Source organism: Clostridium sp. USBA 49 (assembly GCF_900167505.1).
Classification (GTDB): Bacteria; Bacillota; Clostridia; order Clostridiales; family Clostridiaceae; genus Clostridium_AT; species Clostridium_AT prolinivorans.
On sequence record NZ_FUYD01000003.1, the window covers coordinates 20,997 to 39,758 of the forward strand.

An 18,762-nucleotide genomic window follows, 5' to 3' on the forward strand; every position below is an offset into this window, starting at 1 on the left:
AAATTATACTTATTAAAATACAATATTTTTTAATTCATTCAATGAATTTATAATATATTCTGGTTTTTCTTTATAATCTATATTATTAGTATTGTAAAGACATACTTTTATATTAGCTGCCTTACCTGCTAAAATTTCAAAATCTCTATCTCCTACAATAAGAGCATTTGATTTATCTATATTATATTTTTTTAATAAATATATATACCCCTCTGGATCTGGTTTCCTTTTAAAACCACTGTGCTTTGTAATTATCTCTTCAAAATAATTTTCCATACCGTAAGCTTTTAAATATTTTAAAGTGCTATTCCCTCTATGTGTTAAAATAAAATTTCTTTTTCCTCTATTTTTTATATACTCACAAATTTCTTTTGCATATGGAAAAGGCTTTACACTTTCAGGTGAAGTGCTTTTTTCATATGCATTAAACTTTTCAACAAATTTTTCATCTAATCCATATATACTCATATAATGTTTCCTAGCTTCAGATTGAGAAATTTTCATATATTGAAGTATATTTTCTTCTTTTTCATCTATTCCATAATCTTTTAATGCTCTTTTAAAAGCACTGACCATAGAAGGATATGTATCAAACAAAGTACCATCAAAATCCCAAATTACATCTGTAAATATTTTTATCACTCCCATGTAAATTAATATTTTATATATTATATATTAAACCACAATAAGCTGTAAATTAACTTCCATTATATAATTTATAGAGTTTAATTTTTACTATTATACCTATATATAGTGGCTAATTTTTAATAAAAATACTTTTTGCGGAATAGTCATTATATATTATAAAATAATTAAAAATATAGAGCAAATGTTTTATTTATAAGTTTATAAGCTACTCTTACTTTATATAATACATATTATCTAAAAATAATACAAATTTTTTAAGTATTTTTCTATTTTATATTGATTTATTATTATTTTTTTGTATAATTGTATATTGTAAGTTTAGTATTCTTAAACTTTGTGTTTATACAAATTATAATTTAGTACTATTAAATTTTAAATTTAATATAATTTTAGAAGGTGAAGTATGCAAATCGGAGAAAAAATCAAAAGATTAAGAATTGAAAAACAACTTACTCAAGAAGAATTAGCAAACAGGTGTGAATTATCTAAAGGTTTTATATCTCAATTAGAAAGAGACTTAACCTCTCCTTCTATAGCAACTTTAACTGATATATTAGATGCACTTGGTACAAATTTAAATGAATTTTTTAGAGAAGACCCCGAAGAAAAAGTTGTTTTTACAAAAGATGATATGTTTGAAAAATCTGATGAAAAATTAAAATATACTTTAATGTGGCTCGTATCTAACGCTCAAAAAAATTCTATGGAACCAATTATGTTAATATTAGAACCTCATGGAAGATATGTTGAAGAAGAACCCCATGAAGGCGAAGAATTTGGTTACGTATTATCAGGATCAATAACACTGCATTTAGGTAAGAAAAAATATAAAGTTAAAAAAGGAGAAAGTTTTTATTTTAAACCTAACTTTAATCATTATATTTCAAATAATGGCACAAGTTTAGCTAAAATTATATGGATAAGTTCTCCTCCATCTTTTTAAAGTTTATAAAAGAGGTGTTGAAATTTGCAAAATGTAAATAATGATATAATTATAGACTTAAAAAACATAACAAAGAAATATGGAGATAATACTGTAATCAAAAATCTAAACTTATATATAAAAAGAAATGAATTTATAACTTTACTTGGTCCAAGCGGCTGTGGAAAAACTACAACATTAAATATCATAGCTGGTTTTGAAGATGTAAATGAAGGGAGTATTATATTTGAAAATACAGTTATAAATAACGTACCTCCTCATAAAAGGCAGATAAATACTGTATTTCAAAAATATGCACTTTTCCCTCATATGAATGTATTTGAAAATATAGCCTTTGGGCTTAGAATAAAAAAACTTCCTGAAAAGAATATAAAAGAGAAAGTTTCTAAAATGCTTAAACTGGTAGATCTTGAAGGCTATGAAAAAAGATCTATAAATTCTTTAAGTGGTGGTCAGCAGCAAAGAGTAGCTATAGCCAGAGCTTTAGTTAATGAACCAAAAGTTTTGCTTTTAGATGAACCTCTTGGAGCTTTAGATTTAAAGCTTAGAAAAGAAATGCAGATTGAACTAAAAAGAATTCAAAAAACTTTAGGTATAACTTTCGTATTTGTTACTCATGATCAAGAAGAAGCTTTAACAATGTCTGATACTATTGTAGTTATGAATGAAGGCAAAATTCAGCAAATAGGAACTCCAGAAGATATATATAATGAACCTAAAAATAAATTTGTTGCTAAATTTATAGGTGAAAGCAACATTTTAGATGGAGTAATTCACGAAGATTTTAAAGTAAGCTTTGAAGGAAAAGAATTTAAATGTGTAGATAAAGGCTTTTTAAAAGATGAAAATATAGATGTTATTATAAGACCTGAAGATATTAAAATTGTAGAATATGGAAAAGGTATGCTTAATGGAACAGTTACTTCTGTTATTTTTAAAGGAATTCATTATGAAATTGAAGTTGAAACAACAAATAAAAAATGGCTCATACATAGCACTAAAAATGTTAAGATGTTTGAAAAAATAGGTATGGATATATACCCTGATGATATTCATATTATGAAAAAGGTAAGTATTGCATAATGACAAAAAAACGTTCTATATATCAATACCCTTATATTGTATGGAGCCTTATTTTTATTGTTGTTCCAATTTTTCTTGTAGTATATTTCAGCTTTACAAACAAAAGCGGGAATTTTACATTAGAAAATTACAAAAAGCTTTTTGATCCAAGATACATGAAAGTATTTTTTAACTCACTAAAATTAGCTTTTATATCTACAATATTATGCCTTATATTTGGTTACCCTATTGCGTATTTTCTTTCTAAATCAAATTTAAAAACAAGAAATATACTTGTACTTCTTTTAATTATTCCTATGTGGATGAATTTTCTTTTAAGAACTTATGCTTGGATGTCTATAATAGGTAAAAATGGTATTATAAATACTATTTTAAAAGCAATAGGTATTCCTGCTATAAATATATTGTATACGGATTCCGCCGTTATATTAGGTATGGTTTATAATTTTCTTCCTTTTATGATTATACCTATATATACTGTACTTATTAAGATTGATGAAAATATTATAAAGGCTGCCTCTGATTTAGGTGCTAATAAATATATAATTTTTAAAAGAATTATTTTTCCTTTAAGTATACCTGGAGTTATGTCTGGTATAACTATGGTTTTTATGCCTGCAGTTTCAACCTTTGTAATATCAAAACTACTAGGCGGCGGTCAATTTATGCTTATAGGTAATTTAATTGAACTTCAGTTTACAACAATTGGAGATTGGTATTTTGGATCCGCTATATCTATACTTATGATGATAATAATACTAATATCTATGGCTATTCTTTCAAAATATGAAGACAAAGATGAAAAAGAAGGCGGTGGATTATTTTGGTAGGCAAATGGATTAAACGTATATATTTATCCGCAGCTTATATATTTTTATATGCTCCTATAATTTTTTTAATAATTTTTTCTTTTAATTCCGCAAAAAATTCTTCAAGTTGGGAAGGATTTTCTCTTAAATGGTATGTATCTCTTTTTAATAATGTCAGAATTTTAAAAGCTTTATCATATACAGTTATAGTAGCCCTTATATCTTCTATATTTTCTACAATTCTTGGAACTATAAGTGCTATAGGAATTGATAAAATGAGCGGATGGGGAAAAAAGCTTATACTTAATGTAAATTATCTGCCTGTACTAAATCCAGATATAGTAACCGCTATTTCTTTAATGACACTATTTATATTTTTTAAAATAACTTTTGGATTTAAAACTCTTATTATATCTCATATAGTTTTTTCTACTCCTTATGTTATAGTTTCTGTTCTTCCAAAACTAAAACAGATGCCTAAAGATTTAGTAAAAGCAGCTCAAGATTTAGGAGCAACACCTTTTTATACTTTAAAAAGAGTAATACTTCCACAAATAGCTCCTGGAATATTTGCAGGTTTTTTAATATCTTTCACAATGTCTATTGATGATTTTGTGATAAGCTTTTTTAATACAGGTTCTGGTATTACAAATCTATCAATTGAAATTTATTCAATGGCAAGAAGAGGAATTAGTCCTGAAATAAATGCATTATCCACTTTAATGTTTGTAGCAATATTTATATTACTATTTCTTGCAAATGGAAAAGACTTAATAAAATCTGAAAGGAGAAATGTAAATGAATAAAAAAATAAAATTAATATCTTTAGCTGCTGCTTTTATACTTTCTACATCATTATTTCAAGGCTGCAATACTAAAAAAAATGCATCCCCAACTATTAATGTATTTAATTGGGGCGAATATATAGACGAAGAGATTTTAAAAGATTTTACAGCCAAAACAGGTATAAAAGTTAATTACGAAACTTATGCAACCAATGAAGAAATGTACGAAAAAATAAAAGCTGGAACAACGAATTATGATCTTATATGTCCTTCTGATTATATGCTTGAAAGAATGATAAATGAAGGTCTTGTTCAAAAAATAGATTACAGTAAACTTTCAAATTATAAAAATATAGATGATAGCTATAAAAATTTATCTTATGATCCTCAAAATGAATATTCTATTCCTTATATGTGGGGAACCATAGGTATAATTTATGATAAAACTAAAATATCAGATTCCATAGATAGTTGGAATACTCTTTGGAATCCAAAATATAAAGATGATATTTTTATGTCTGATGATATGAGAAATTCTATAGGAATATCCTTAAAAAGACTAGGTTACTCTTTAAATTCTACAAATCCTGAGGAAATAAAAAAAGCTACTGAAGAACTTATTAAGCAGCGTAACGAAGTAAACCCTGTTTATATAGGAGATCAAGTTAAAGATTCTTTAAGAAGCGGTGAAAAAAGTATAGCTGTTATATACTCTGGAGACGCTGCTGTATTAAAACAAGAAAAACCTGATAGATTTGAATATGTGATACCAAAAGAAGGGACAAATCTTTGGTTTGATGTTTGGGCAATCCCTAAAAATGCAAAACATGTAGAGGAAACTTTAAAATTTTTAGATTATCTTCTTGATGAAAATGTAAATAAAAAAAATGTTGAATATATAGGGTATGCTACTCCAAATAAAGCAACATTAAGTCTTCTTGATGAGAAGATTAGAAATGATAAATCTATTTATCCTCCAAAAGAGATACTAAATAAATCAGAAGTTTTTATAGATCTTAAAGATGCAAGAGAGCTATATAATGACGCTTGGCTTGAAGTTACCTCTAAATAAAAGCTAAATAAGATGTACTTATAAAACTACTTTTTAATAGTTTTATAAGTACATCTCTTATTATATTAAATATTTCACCGCAGATTTTTATTTTTTATTCTTTATATTCTCCAAAATTCCTAAATTTTTCATATCTTTTATTTAAAAGCTCATCTATACTTAATTGACATAACTTAGGAAGCACTTCATCTAATGCTTTTTTTATATTTTGCGCTGTTTCTTCTGGATTTTTATGTGCTCCACCTAAAGGTTCTTTTATAATTCTATCTATAATTCCAAATTTTTTTAAATCTTCTGATGTTATTTTCATTACTTCTGCTGCTTCTTTAGCTCTGGAACTATCTTTCCAAAGTATACTTGCAAAACCTTCTGGAGAAAGTACAGAATAAATAGAATTTTCAAGCATCCAAACTTCATCTGCTACAGCTATAGCTAAAGCTCCTCCGCTTCCTCCTTCTCCTATAACCATAGATATTATAGGAGTTTTAAGCAGTGCCATTTCCATTAAATTTTTTGCTATAGCTTCTCCTTGTCCTCTTTCCTCAGCACCTATTCCTGGATAAGCTCCAGGAGTATCTACAAAACAAATTACTGGTCTTTTAAATTTTTCTGCCTGTTTCATAAGCCTTAAAGCTTTCCTGTAACCTTCTGGATTTGGCATACCAAAATTTCTTTTTATATATTCTTTAGTATCTCTTCCCTTTTGCTGAGCTATAATAGTTACAGGCTTTCCATTTAATCTTCCTATTCCTCCTACTATAGAAGGATCATCAGCAAAATATCTATCTCCATGAAGTTCTATGAATTCATCAAAAATCTTTTCTATATAATCTAATGCTGATGGTCTTTCTACAAGCTTTGCCAAAGTTACTTTTTCCCAAGGAGTCAAACTTTTATAAGCTTCTTTTTTCATTTCTTCAAGTTTAGTTTCCATCTTTTCTATTTCAGATGATAAATCTACTCCTTGTTCCTTTGAAAAATTTTTTAAGTCTTCTATCTTTTTAGTAAGCTCTTCTATCTTTTTTTCATATTCTAACATAGCTATATTTCACCACCTTAGACTCTGTGCAAGCTTAAAAGCTCTGAAAGAGTTTCCTTTAACTTTTCTCTTGGTACAACAGCATCTATAAAACCATGTTCTAATAGAAACTCTGCAGTCTGAAAGCCTTCAGGTAAACTTTGTTTTATAGTCTGTTCAATAACCCTTTTGCCTGCAAAACCTATAAGAGCACCAGGTTCAGCCAAAATAATATCTCCAAGCATAGCAAAACTAGCTGTAACTCCACCTGTAGTAGGATCTGTAAGAACAGGTATATATAAAAGTCCTTCTTTATTATGTTTAGCAAGTGCTGCACTTACTTTTGCCATTTGCATTAATGAAAACATACCTTCTTGCATTCTTGCTCCACCTGATGTAGTAAATATAATTACTGGAAGCCTTTGTGAAGTTGCTTTTTCAATTGCTCTAGTAATTTTTTCTCCAACAACAGAACCCATACTTCCCATCATAAAACGGCTATCCATAACTCCAATTACACATTCTTCACCATTTATTTTGCATTTACCTGTTATAACTGCTTCATTTAAGCCCGTTTCTTCTTTAAGCTTTGATATTTTTTCTTCATAACCAGGAAAATCTAAAGGATTTACGCTGGTCATAGACTTATCAAACTCTACGAATGTACCTTCATCAGCAATTAATTCAATTCTATCTAAAGCAGACATTCTAAAATGTTTGCCACAATACATACAAACCTGCATATGCTTTTCTAACTCTTTTTTATATATAGCTTTCCCGCAGGAATCACACTTTATCCACATACCATTGGGAATAATAGGCTTTTGTTCTTCTGCTTCTTTTAAGTCTCCAGATTTTTCTCCATTATTTTCTACAGAAGTTTGGCTTACAGTTATATATTTAGTTTTTTTGAAAAGTCCATTGAACATAGTTTTTCACCAACTTCCAAATTAAGATTTAATTTTTAACTCCTTAGCTATAAAACTAGTATCAAAATCTCCACTTACAAATTTTGGGTTGCTTAATATTGTAAATTGGAAATCTATATTAGTATCTATTCCTTCTATAACAAATTCTCCAAGAGCTCTTTTCATTCTGTTTATAGCTTCTTCTCGTGTTTTACCATGTACAATAAGCTTACCTATCATAGAATCATAAGCTGATGGAATAACATAACCTTGATAAACTGCACTATCAAGCCTAACTCCAAGCCCTCCTGGAATATGCATTCTTTCTATTTTGCCTGGAGAAGGCCTAAAGCCTTTTTGTGGATTTTCTGCATTAATACGGCATTCAATAGCATGCCCTGTTATTTTAATATCTTCTTGTTTTATGTTAAGTTCCTCACCTGATGCAATTTTAATCTGCTCTTTCACTAAATCAATTCCTGTTACCATTTCTGTTATAGGATGCTCTACTTGAATACGTGTATTCATTTCCATAAAATAATAGTTTCCATATTTATCTACAAGAAATTCTATAGTACCAGCATTTTTATATCCTACTGCCTTTGCTGCACGAACTGCCACCTCACCCATTTCACGTCTTAACTTTTCAGTCATTATAGGTGAAGGTGCTTCTTCTAAAACTTTTTGATTTCTTCTTTGAATTGAGCAGTCTCTTTCCCCTAAATAGATAGTATTACCATAATTATCAGCTAAGATTTGAAATTCAATGTGCCTTGGATTTTCCACAAATTTTTCTACATACATTGTGTCATCTCCAAAAGCATTTTTAGCCTCTGTCTTTGCAGTTTCAAAAGCCTTGGCAAATTCTTCTTTATTTTTAACTACCCTTATGCCTCTTCCACCGCCTCCAGCTGATGCTTTAATCATAACTGGATAGCCTATTTTTTCAGCAATAGCTAACCCTTCTTCAATTGTATCTACTGAACTGTCAGATCCAGGTACTACAGGAACATTAGCTTGCATCATTATTTCTCTAGCTTTAGATTTATTACCCATCTTTTCTATACTTTCGGCATCAGGTCCAATAAATGTAATATTACATTCTTTACACATCTCTGCAAATTCACTGTTTTCCGAAAGAAAACCAAATCCTGGGTGTATAGCTTCAGCACCAGAAAGTACTGTAGCACTTATTATATTTTGCATGTTTAAATAGCTGTCTCTTGCTCTGGCTGGTCCTATACATATAGCCTCATCAGCCATTTCAGTATGAAGAGCATATCTATCAGCTTCAGAATAAACAGCTACGGTTTCTATTCCCATTTCTCTACATGCACGAATAATTCTAACTGCTATTTCTCCTCTATTTGCAATAAGTATTTTTTTAAACATATTTATTTTCCCTCCATAAGCTCTAAAGAACGCGGGGTAGTTTACTGAATTATAAATGAAAGTTCAGCTTCAGCTGCTTTTTTATCTTCAACATAAGCAACGGCCTTACCAATACCTACAGGTCCTCTTCTTTTTATAATTTCAACTTCAAGTCTTAAAGTATCCCCTGGTACTACTTTTCTTCTAAACTTAGCTTTATCTATTCCAGTAAAATATCCTATTTTACCTTTAAATTCTTCTAGGCTCAAAAGAGCTACTGCTCCAGTTTGAGCTAAAGCTTCAATTATTAAAACACCAGGCATTACAGGTTCTTCAGGAAAATGTCCTTGAAAAAAATATTCATTCATAGTTACATTTTTATAACCGACAGCTTTTACTCCCGGCTCTAAACTTTCTATTTTATCTACAAGAAGGAAAGGATACCTATGAGGTAAAATTTCCTTAATTTCTTTTATTCCTAACATTTTTTGTCCTCCAAATTAAATAATTCGAAATAAAGGCTGACCATATTCTACCATTTGCTCATTTTCAACTAATATTTCTGTAACAGTACCGTCAACTTCACTCTCTATTTCATTCATTAATTTCATAGCCTCAATTATACATAAAGTATCGCCTTTTTTTACCTTTGAGCCTACCTTAACAAAAGGTTCTGCTCCAGGCCCAGATGAAGCGTAGAAAGTACCAACAATTGGAGAAGTTACAATAAATCCTTCTTCTTTTTTATCTTCCAAAAATTCTTCTTTAACATTATTTACTTCTTTTAAAGCAGGTTCTTTTTCTTCATATGCAATAGTTCTAAGAACTTCAGGTGCTCTATCAACAAATACCTGCTCATTCTTTTTTTCCATTTTTATTTTAATTCCATTTAATTCTACTTCTAAAGAAGTCAGCTTTGAATCACTTACTGTTTTTATAAGTTCTTCAATAACTTTATAATCCATAATAATCTCTCCTTATTTAGCAGCTTTTTTTGAAAACTATTGTTGCGTTGTGTCCACCAAAACCTAATGAATTAGACATAGCATAAGTAAGTTCTGCTTTTCTTCCTTCATTTGGAACATAATCTAAATCACAATCAGGATCTGGATCTTTATAATTAATAGTTGGAGGAATAAATCCTTCTTCAAGTGCTTTAACACATACTATAGCTTCAATAGCTCCTGCAGCTCCTAAAAGATGACCTGTCATAGATTTTGTTGAGCTTACTGGTACTTTATAAGCTGCTTCTTTTAATACTGACTTTATAGCCATAGTTTCATATTTATCATTATAATAAGTACTTGTTCCATGTGCATTTATATAAGAAATTTCTTCTGGTTTTATTCCAGCATCTTCTATAGCAAGCTTCATAGCTCTTGCTCCGCCTTCTCCTTCTGGAGCTGGCTGTACCATATTATAAGCATCACAAGTAGAACCATAACCTACAAGCTCAGCATAAATTCTTGCTCCTCTTTTTTGTGCATGTTCTAAGCTTTCTAAAATAAGTATTCCTGCACCTTCTCCTATAACAAAACCACTTCTTTTTGCATCAAAAGGTATTGAAGCATTATTAGGATCATTGCTTGTAGTTAAAGCAGTCATATTAGCAAACCCAGCAACAGCTAATTCTGTAATAGATCCTTCTGAGCCTCCTGCAATCATTACATCAGCAATACCCTGCTGAATGATTTTCATAGCATCTCCTATAGCATTTGTACCTGTAGCACAAGCTGTAACTACAGAAGTACATACTCCCTTAGCTCCATATTTTATTGCTACATTTCCAGCTGCCATGTTACTTATTGCCATAGGAATAAAAAATGGTGAAACTCTATTAGGCCCTTTTTCTAAAATATTTTTAACTTCTTTTTCTATAGTTGAAAGGCCCCCTATACCTGAACCAATTAAAACTCCAAATCTTTCTTTATTAATGCTTTCTAAATCTAAGCCTGAATCTTCTACAGCTTCTTTTGCTGCAGCCATAGCAAGCTGACCGTATCTATCCATTCTTCTAGCTTCTTTTTTATCGATATAATTTTCTGGTTTAAAATCTTTAACTTCAGCAGCTATTTTAACTTTACTTCTTTCTGCATCAAAAAGAGTTATAAAATCTATTCCATTCTTACCTTCTTTTATGCCTTTCCAAAAGGAACTAACATCATTTCCTAGTGGAGTTATAGCACCCATCCCAGTAACCACAACTCTATTTTTCATATTTTCACCTCTTATTTAAATTTAAAATAGAATAATAAATATTAATAAATAAAATACATAAAAATATTTTTACATTACCATTCCGCCGTCTACATTTATAACTTGACCTGTTATATAATTTGAACTATCTGAAGATAAAAATGCTACTAAGTTTGCTACATCTTCAGGACTTCCAAGTCTTTTTAGTGGTACATTTTCTAAAAGTTTTTCTTTAATTTTGTCAGATAATACCTCTGTCATATCTGTAGTTATAAAACCTGGTGCAACAGCATTTACTGTAATTCCTCTTGCTCCTAATTCTTTAGCTACAGACTTTGTAAAACCTATAATTCCAGCCTTTGCAGCAGCATAATTAGCCTGACCTGCATTACCTATAAGCCCTATAACTGAAGAAATATTTATTATTTTCCCGCTTTTTTGTTTAAGCATTATAGAACTTGCATGTTTTGTACAATTAAATACACCTTTTAAATTTACTTCTATAACCTTGTCAAAATCCTCTTCTTTCATTCTAAGAAGAAGAGTGTCTCTAGTTATTCCAGCATTATTAACTAGAATATCTAATCTTCCAAATTTTTCTACTGCAAATTTTATAACTTTTTCTGCATCTTCTATTTTACTTACATCGCCTTTAATTGCCTCAGCTTTTCCACCAAAACTTATTATTTCATCAATAAGTTCTTTAGCTTCCTTTTCACTGCTTCTATAGTTTATAACTACAGAAGCTCCTAGTCTAGAAAGCTTTAATGCAATGGCTTTCCCTATGCCTCTACCAGCTCCTGTAACTACAGCTACTTTACCAGTTAACATTATTATCTCTCCTGACTATTTAATATTTCTAAAGTTTTTTCTAAAGACTTTAAATCTTCAACATTTAAAACCTTAACTTTTCTATTAATTTTTTTAATAAATCCACTTAAAACTTTTCCAGGTCCAAGCTCTACAAAAGTATCAACTCCATCTTCAAGCATTCTTCTTATAGAGTTTTCCCATAAAACTGAGCTTTTTACCTGTTTTTCTAAAAGTCCTTTAATTTCAGAAGTTTCTTCTACATATTGAGCCGTAACATTGGTTATATATGGGATATTTATATTATTAAGTTCAACATTTTTTAATTCTTCTTTAAGCTTTTCAGCTGCACTTTCAAGCATAGATGTATGAAAAGGTGCACTAACTGAGAGAGGAATAACTTTTGCTCCTCTTTCTTTAGCTATTTTACTTGCAGCTTCAACTGCAGCAATTTCCCCGCCTATAACTATTTGTCCTGGACAGTTAAAATTTGCTGGTTCAACTATACCTTTATCTCCTGCCTCAGCACATATTTTTCTTACATCTTCAGCATCTAATCCTAAAATAGCAGCCATAGTACCTACACCTATAGGTACAGCTTCCTGCATAAATTTACCTCTTTTTTTAACCAATCTGACAGCATCAGAAAAGTTTAAAACACCGCTGCATACTAAAGCTGAATATTCTCCAAGACTTAAACCTGCAGTAACATCTGGGACTATACCCTTTTCTTCTAAAGCTTTTAAACAAGCTATGCTTACTGTAAGAATTGCAGGTTGAGTATTTTCAGTTATATCTAAAGCATCTTTTGGTCCTTCAAAACATATTTTACTTATTTCAAAGCCTAAAGCTTTATCAGCTTCATCAAAAATATCATAACAAACCTTTATATTATCTGCAAGTTCCTTTCCCATGCCAACATATTGAGAGCCTTGACCGGCAAATACAAATGCAACTTTACCCATAATTACTGTCTCCTATACCGTAAATTTTTTTATTACAGCCTCTGCTTCTGTAAACATCTCTTCAATAATTTCTTTGCAAGTTTGTTTTTTATTTATAAGACCTGCTATTTGTCCAGCCATTACAGAACCAAAATCTACATCACCATCACGAACTGCTCTAGGAAGGCATCCTTTACCTAAAGCATCATATTCTTCAAGTGGTGCTCCATTTTTCTCAAGAAGTTGAAATTGTCTTGCAAGTTTATTTCTTATAACTCTTACAGGGTGTCCTGTAGGTCTTCCTGTAACTACAGTGTCTATATCTTTAGCAGCTAAAACTTTTTGCTTATAATTTTCATGCACTGTACATTCCTCTGCAACTAAAAATCTAGTTCCTACCTGAACCCCTTCTGCACCAAGCATAAATGCTGCAGCTACACCTCTTCCATCACCAATTCCTCCTGCTGCAATTACAGGTATATTTACTGCATCTACAACTTGAGGAACTAATGCCATAGTAGTAAGTTCTCCAACGTGTCCTCCTGATTCACAGCCTTCAGCAACTACCGCATCTACTCCTGCTCTTTCCATTCTTTTAGCTAACGCTACAGAAGGCACTACTGGTATTACAGTAATCCCATGAGATTTCCACATATCTATATACTTTCCAGGGTTTCCTGCTCCTGTAGTTACAACTTTTACTCCTTCTTCACATACAAGCTTTGCTAAAGCTTCTGCATTTTCGCTCATAAGCATTATATTTACGCCAAAAGGTTTATCAGTAAGTTCCTTTGTTTTTCTTATTTCTTGTCTTATATAATCAACTGGTGCATTAGCTCCCGCAATAAGGCCTAATCCTCCTGCATTAGAAACAGCTGAAGCTAAAGAACTGTCAGCTATCCAAGCCATACCACCTTGAATAATTGGATATTTTATCCCTATCATATCGCATAAAGCAGACTTAAACATAATATTCCTCCTAATTTAAAATTTAAATAAATTTATCTTTTATTTTTTCTTTAGAACATTTAACTTATACTATTTATAAGTCTTACTAATTTGACTACATATACAATTTTACCACTCTATTAAACAAGCTGCCCATGTAAATCCTGCTCCAAAAGCTACTAAAATTAATTTATCACCTTTTTTAATAAGCTCTTTTTCAGCCATTTCTTCTAATGCTATAGGTATACTTGCAGCTGAAGTGTTACCATAATGCTGTAAATTTAAAAAGAATTTATCCTTTGAAACTCCAAGTTTTTTAGCTGCAAGTTCTATTATTCTATAATTAGCCTGATGAGGAACTATATATTTAATATCATCTAAGCTATTGCCTGAATCTTTAAGCACTTTATCCACTGCTTCTAAAATTATGTTTGTAGCAAATTTAAATACTTCTCTGCCATCCATAGTTATTTTTATATCTTTAATACTTTCTTTGGAATTAACTAAAGGATTTTTTACTGGAATGGCTCCTTCTCCTATACCTAAAAATTCACTTTTTCTTCCATCAGCACCACAAAAAATTGATGAAATTCCTTTTTCTTCACTTGGCTCAAGAACTACTGCTCCTGATCCATCACCAAAAAGCACACAAGTATTTCTATCTTCCCAATCAGTAACTTTGGAAAGTACTTCTGCACCTATAATAAGTGCTTTCTTACTTTGTCCTGTCTTTATAAATTGTGAACCTATATTTAAGGCATATATAAAACCTGAACAAGCTGCAGATATATCAAAGCAAGCAGCATTAAAAGCTCCAATATTCTTTTGAACAAAAACTGCCGTAGATGGACTTAAAGCATCAGGGGAAGAAGTAGCAACTACAATTAAGTCTATTTCTTCTGGTGAAATTTTAGCATTATCTAACGCTTTTAATGCTGCTTTAGATGCTAAATCAGATGTGTTTTCTCCAGAAGAAAGTCTTCTTTCTTTAATTCCTGTTCTTGTACTTATCCACTCATCACTTGTATCTACAAATTTTGATAAATCATCATTAGTCATAATATGATCTGGAACGTATTTACCCACTCCAGTAATTTTAACTTCTTTCATTATATTCATCCTTTCAAACTAAACAGATTAAATTTAAATTTATTTATAAATTTTATTATAATACTTGCACATAAACAAGTATATCATTTATTAAGTATTATTTACACTTTTAATTTTAAATTTAGTCGATTTTTTCCATTAATTTCAATATTGTATTTAGATTTAAAAAAATCATTTAGATTTTTTAATGAATATACTAAAATTTGTTCCTGTTCTTGACTTAATCCTTTTATAATTGCTTTAATCATATCTTTATGAAATTTATCATGTATCCTATAAACTAATTTACCTTTTTTAGTTAGTTGTATTAAAACAACTCTTTTATCTTCCTCTAATCTCTTTCTTTCAACATAACCTTTTTTTACAAGATTACTTATAGCTGTAGTTAAAGTTCCTACAGTTATTTTTAAATCTTTAGCAACTTCAGACATTGTTCTTGCTTCATTAATTCCAATTGCTTCTATTGTATGTATTTCTGTAATTGATAAATCCTTAAATTCTTCTCCACTTAAAGCTCTTTGTTCAATTATTAAAATATTATTAAAAATATCTACTAAAAGTTCATTTAAAACATTTATTGTCTTGTCCATAAAATACACACTCTCCATTTATTTAAGGCACTTTCATATAATTGTGCTTTTTATCAACCCCTAATTTCAATATTAAAATGTTTGACTATCAAAATAAATACTTTGACAGTCAAAGTATATAGAAAAAGTAAATGATTGTCAATAATAATTTCCAAAAATAAACAATTAACAATGTATGAACAAATTTTTATCTAAAATGAATAAACAATAAATAAGCACAAAATTAAGTGTTTTTTAATTTTATCTTAAAAAGAAATCAACACTAATTTTTGTGCTTTAATAAATATTTTCTAAATATTCTTCTATTCTTTCATTCCTGAAGTAGCAATTCCTTTTACAAAATTTTTCTGAAATATTAAGAAAAATATTATTGTTGGTATAGTAAGTATCATAACTCCAGCTGTTACCTGATTCCATAAAGAATAATACTGTCCATAGAAAGAATTAAGCCCTACAGGGAGAGTATAATGTTCTGAAGTTGAAGCTAAAAGGCTAGGCCACATAAAACTATTCCAGTTTCCTGCAAAAGTTAATATAAATTGTGTTGACAAAGCTGGTTTAGCAAGAGGCATAGCTATTTTCCAAAATATTTTAAATCTTCCCATTCCATCTATTAATGCTGCTTCTTCAAGAGATTTAGGTATATTAAGAAAAAACTGTCTCATTAAAAATATATTAAAAAGACTATATAAAAATGGTATAGTTAACCCTTGATAAGAATCTACCCATCCAAGTTTTGACAAAAGCATATAAGTAGGTACCATTACTACCTGACCTGGAACCATCATCATAGCCAAAATTACATAGAAAATAATTTTTTTACCTGGGAACTCCATCCTGGCAAGAGCATATCCTGCCATAGAATTTATTATCATATTACCTGCTGTAACAATAAAAGCAACTATAACACTATTTAAAAACCATCTTAAAAAAGGAAACTTAGACCATATATAGGTATAATTTTCAAATGTAAGTTTAGAAAAATCTACGCTCATTTTGGCTGTTTCTGAAGCTGGTTTAAAAGATGTTATTAAAGTCCATATAAAAGGTGCTAAGCAAATAAAAGCATAGAATATAGCAATGGCATAAAATATAATTTTAACTATTGAAATTTTTTTAATTTTTTTTGTATTTTCCATATACTATATCCTCCTTACATTGATGTTTCTTCACCAAACAGTTTTCTTTGTATAACTGTTAGTGCAAAAATAATTAAAAATAATATAAAAGCAACAGCACAAGCCTCTCCCATTTTAAATTCTCTAAAACCTGTTCTTGTTAAATAAAGTACTACGGTCATAGTAGAATCCAAAGGGCCTCCTGTCCCTTGTGATACAACATATGCTTGGTCATATACCTGAAAACATCCTATCATTGAAACTACTAAGTTAAAAAATACAGTTGGCTTAAGCATAGGTAAAGTTATATATCTAAATAACTGCCAGCTATTAGCACCATCCATATCAGCAGCTTCATATAAAGAATCTGGTATGTCTTGAAGCCCTGCTAAAAATATTACCATATAAAGCCCAACTGAAGACCAAACTGCCATAGCCATAATAACTGGTAGTGCAAATTTAGGTTCAGATAAAAAATTATATGACTTTATTCCAAATATTGATGTAATTTTATTTATAACACCATCTTGTTTAAAAAGAAATAAAAATATTACTGATACAGCTACAGCAGAAGTTTGAGTTGGTATATAATAAACAGTTCTAAAAAAAGATTTGCCTTTTATTTTACCATTAACTACAATAGCAAGTAAAAGTGCTATAATAAGCTGGATAGGAACTACACCAAGAGTATATTTTGTTGTGTTTTTTAAAGCTTTTAAAAATGTTTCATTTTTTAATACTGAAATATAATTATTTAGTCCTACCCATTTTGCTTGAAACATAGAATTAGCATCTAAAAATGAATACTCCTTAAAACTTAACATAAAAGCTACAAAAAGTGGACCTATAAAAAATATAGATACTAATATAATAAAAGGAGCCATAAAAAGCAGTCCTTCTATTTTCTCTTTTTTAGCTAAAGTTTTCATACTGCTTTTTTTATTAGTTTTTCTATTTTTTAAAATTACGCTATCTTTCACATTAGATTCCATAAAAGTCCCTCCATCCCCTATTTTTTAAAAGGGGCGTGAAGGCCCCCTGTAATTATAATTATTTAACTGCTTCTTCTGCTTCTTTTAAAGCTGTTGCAGCATCTGCTTTACCAAACTGAATTTTTTCACCTGCTTTAGATAAAGCATCTAAAATTTTGCTTCCATTTAATCCATAATTTGCAACCGTTGCTCCTTCAGTAGCATCTATTAGGGCTTTTCTTTCTGGGAATTTAGAAATATAAACATCTGCCATAGATTTTCTTGAAGGTATTGCAAGACCGCTTTCTGCAACTATTTTTAATCCTTCTTTGCCTGTTAAAAATTTAGCAGCTTCCATAGCTTCTTTTTTAACTTTTGAGTCTTTATTAAGAACATAAGCAACTGTAAACATTAAATTCCCATTTTGCTTTCCTTTAGGAAGCGTAACCATGCCATATTTAACATCTGGAGCATTTTGAGCCATATAAGGTATTACCCATCCTCCAGCCATAATCATAGCTGTTTTCTTTTGTGCAAAAGCTGCACCTGCCCAGTCAGTTCCCATATCTTTGAATGTAGCACCTGTCTTATTTTTTATGAAAGAATAATAAAAATCTAATGCTTCTACTGCTTCTTTACTATTAAAAGCAGGTTTATCCCCATCGTTAATTTTTCCTCCATTTTGAAGTATAAATGCTCCAAATCTTTGAGGGTCATTTTCAATACATAAACCGTAAACTCCATCTTTAGTTGTTTTTTCTGCAGCAATTTTTAATTCTTCCCATGTTGTAGGTGGATTAATTCCTGCTTTTTCAAACATGTCTTTATTATAATAAAGAACTAAAGGATTGTAATCTTTTGGTATACCGTATGTTTTTCCATTCATTTGATAACCTTCTAAAAGGTTAGGAAAGAAGTCTTTCATATCTTCTTTATCTAAATATTCATCAATTGGATCTATAATTCCTTCTTTCATAAACTTTGAAGCAAGAGATACATCAAGATAATATATATCCGGAGCTGTTTTTGAGGCTATTTTACTTTGAATAGCTTGTAAATAATCACCAGTTATAACTTCTTTTTTAATTACTATATTTGGATATTTATTTTGAAAAGCTTGAATTTGATCGTCTAACATCTTAGTTTCTGCATCATTTGATCCCCAACATCCTAACCTTACAATTTTTACATCTTTATCATCTGAATTTTGGTTAGTTGAGTTAGTATTATTTTTTGTACATCCTGCAAATATACTTGTACTAATTAAAGCACTTAATAATAAAGCTGATAATTTTTTTCTTTTCATTTTCATTCCCCCTGTATTATAATAATATTGGATATTTATTTAAACCTACAATTTGATAAACGTTTTCTTTATTAATCATTGACTTTATAAAAAAATCTGCATCTTTTATAAAGCCTTATATTATGAAAATTG

20 protein-coding genes are annotated in these 18,762 nt (G+C 29.8%); 5 read left to right on the forward strand and 15 right to left on the reverse strand.

What is annotated here, in order from left to right; genetic code table 11:
* Window positions 1–12: 12 nt before the first annotated feature.
* The gene (locus B5D11_RS03985; protein WP_078681768.1) at window positions 13–648 is read right to left on the reverse strand and encodes an HAD-IA family hydrolase; all 636 of its coding nucleotides are present in this window, start codon (window positions 646–648) and stop codon (window positions 13–15) included.
* 403 nt (window positions 649–1,051) lie between these two features.
* Between B5D11_RS03985 and B5D11_RS03990 the strand changes: the two genes are divergently transcribed.
* From B5D11_RS03990 to B5D11_RS04010, 5 genes are read left to right on the forward strand one after another with little or no spacing between them, the layout of a single operon-like run.
* Window positions 1,052–1,591 carry a helix-turn-helix domain-containing protein gene (locus tag B5D11_RS03990; RefSeq protein ID WP_078681769.1) on the forward strand — a complete coding sequence of 180 codons (540 nt, stop codon included), beginning with the start codon at window positions 1,052–1,054 and terminating at the stop codon, window positions 1,589–1,591.
* A 24-nt stretch (window positions 1,592–1,615) separates the two neighbouring features.
* A complete protein-coding gene (potA, locus tag B5D11_RS03995) occupies window positions 1,616–2,674 on the forward strand; it encodes a spermidine/putrescine ABC transporter ATP-binding protein (RefSeq protein ID WP_078681770.1) in 1,059 nt (352 codons plus the stop codon).
* Window positions 2,674–3,504, forward strand: a complete 831-nt coding sequence (locus tag B5D11_RS04000; protein WP_078681771.1) for an ABC transporter permease — start codon at window positions 2,674–2,676, stop codon at window positions 3,502–3,504. The genes potA and B5D11_RS04000 overlap by 1 nt, the downstream gene beginning before the upstream one ends.
* Complete coding sequence (locus tag B5D11_RS04005) at window positions 3,498–4,289, forward strand: ABC transporter permease (RefSeq protein ID WP_078681772.1); 792 nt, start codon at window positions 3,498–3,500, stop codon at window positions 4,287–4,289. Before B5D11_RS04000 ends, B5D11_RS04005 begins: the two co-directional genes overlap by 7 nt.
* Window positions 4,282–5,340 (forward strand): ABC transporter substrate-binding protein, encoded by a 1,059-nt coding sequence (locus B5D11_RS04010; protein ID WP_078681773.1) that lies wholly within the window; start codon window positions 4,282–4,284, stop codon window positions 5,338–5,340. Before B5D11_RS04005 ends, B5D11_RS04010 begins: the two co-directional genes overlap by 8 nt.
* 94 nt (window positions 5,341–5,434) lie before the next feature.
* Here the strand turns inward: B5D11_RS04010 and B5D11_RS04015 are convergent, their stop codons facing one another.
* From B5D11_RS04015 to B5D11_RS04080, 14 genes are all read right to left on the reverse strand, one after another.
* The gene (locus B5D11_RS04015) at window positions 5,435–6,379 is read right to left on the reverse strand and encodes an acetyl-CoA carboxylase carboxyltransferase subunit alpha (protein WP_078681774.1); all 945 of its coding nucleotides are present in this window, start codon (window positions 6,377–6,379) and stop codon (window positions 5,435–5,437) included.
* 17 nt (window positions 6,380–6,396) lie between these two features.
* The gene (accD, locus tag B5D11_RS04020) at window positions 6,397–7,287 is read right to left on the reverse strand and encodes an acetyl-CoA carboxylase, carboxyltransferase subunit beta (RefSeq protein ID WP_078681775.1); all 891 of its coding nucleotides are present in this window, start codon (window positions 7,285–7,287) and stop codon (window positions 6,397–6,399) included.
* 21 nt (window positions 7,288–7,308) lie between these two features.
* Window positions 7,309–8,658 (reverse strand): acetyl-CoA carboxylase biotin carboxylase subunit, encoded by a 1,350-nt coding sequence (locus tag B5D11_RS04025; protein WP_078681776.1) that lies wholly within the window; start codon window positions 8,656–8,658, stop codon window positions 7,309–7,311.
* Window positions 8,659–8,699: 41 nt separating this feature from the next.
* A complete protein-coding gene (gene fabZ, locus B5D11_RS04030; RefSeq protein WP_078681777.1) occupies window positions 8,700–9,122 on the reverse strand; it encodes a 3-hydroxyacyl-ACP dehydratase FabZ in 423 nt (140 codons plus the stop codon).
* Window positions 9,123–9,137: 15 nt separating this feature from the next.
* Complete coding sequence (gene accB, locus B5D11_RS04035; RefSeq protein ID WP_078681778.1) at window positions 9,138–9,602, reverse strand: acetyl-CoA carboxylase biotin carboxyl carrier protein; 465 nt, start codon at window positions 9,600–9,602, stop codon at window positions 9,138–9,140.
* A gap of 16 nt (window positions 9,603–9,618) precedes the next feature.
* Window positions 9,619–10,854: a beta-ketoacyl-ACP synthase II gene (fabF, locus tag B5D11_RS04040; RefSeq protein ID WP_078681779.1), complete on the reverse strand. Its 1,236-nt coding sequence runs from the start codon at window positions 10,852–10,854 to the stop codon at window positions 9,619–9,621.
* Between the two features lie 69 nt (window positions 10,855–10,923).
* A complete protein-coding gene (gene fabG, locus B5D11_RS04045; protein WP_078681780.1) occupies window positions 10,924–11,664 on the reverse strand; it encodes a 3-oxoacyl-[acyl-carrier-protein] reductase in 741 nt (246 codons plus the stop codon).
* Window positions 11,665–11,666: 2 nt separating this feature from the next.
* Window positions 11,667–12,608, reverse strand: a complete 942-nt coding sequence (gene fabD, locus B5D11_RS04050; protein WP_078681781.1) for an ACP S-malonyltransferase — start codon at window positions 12,606–12,608, stop codon at window positions 11,667–11,669.
* A 12-nt stretch (window positions 12,609–12,620) separates the two neighbouring features.
* Window positions 12,621–13,556: an enoyl-[acyl-carrier-protein] reductase FabK gene (gene fabK / locus B5D11_RS04055; protein ID WP_078681782.1), complete on the reverse strand. Its 936-nt coding sequence runs from the start codon at window positions 13,554–13,556 to the stop codon at window positions 12,621–12,623.
* 108 nt (window positions 13,557–13,664) lie between these two features.
* A complete protein-coding gene (locus B5D11_RS04060) occupies window positions 13,665–14,645 on the reverse strand; it encodes a beta-ketoacyl-ACP synthase III (protein ID WP_078681783.1) in 981 nt (326 codons plus the stop codon).
* 101 nt (window positions 14,646–14,746) lie between these two features.
* Window positions 14,747–15,235: a MarR family winged helix-turn-helix transcriptional regulator gene (locus B5D11_RS04065; protein WP_078681784.1), complete on the reverse strand. Its 489-nt coding sequence runs from the start codon at window positions 15,233–15,235 to the stop codon at window positions 14,747–14,749.
* Window positions 15,236–15,537: 302 nt separating this feature from the next.
* Complete coding sequence (locus B5D11_RS04070; RefSeq protein ID WP_205693957.1) at window positions 15,538–16,374, reverse strand: carbohydrate ABC transporter permease; 837 nt, start codon at window positions 16,372–16,374, stop codon at window positions 15,538–15,540.
* A gap of 14 nt (window positions 16,375–16,388) precedes the next feature.
* Complete coding sequence (locus tag B5D11_RS04075; RefSeq protein WP_205693959.1) at window positions 16,389–17,345, reverse strand: carbohydrate ABC transporter permease; 957 nt, start codon at window positions 17,343–17,345, stop codon at window positions 16,389–16,391.
* Window positions 17,346–17,403: 58 nt separating this feature from the next.
* Window positions 17,404–18,630 (reverse strand): ABC transporter substrate-binding protein, encoded by a 1,227-nt coding sequence (locus tag B5D11_RS04080; RefSeq protein ID WP_078681785.1) that lies wholly within the window; start codon window positions 18,628–18,630, stop codon window positions 17,404–17,406.
* Between the last annotated feature and the right edge of the window lie 132 nt (window positions 18,631–18,762).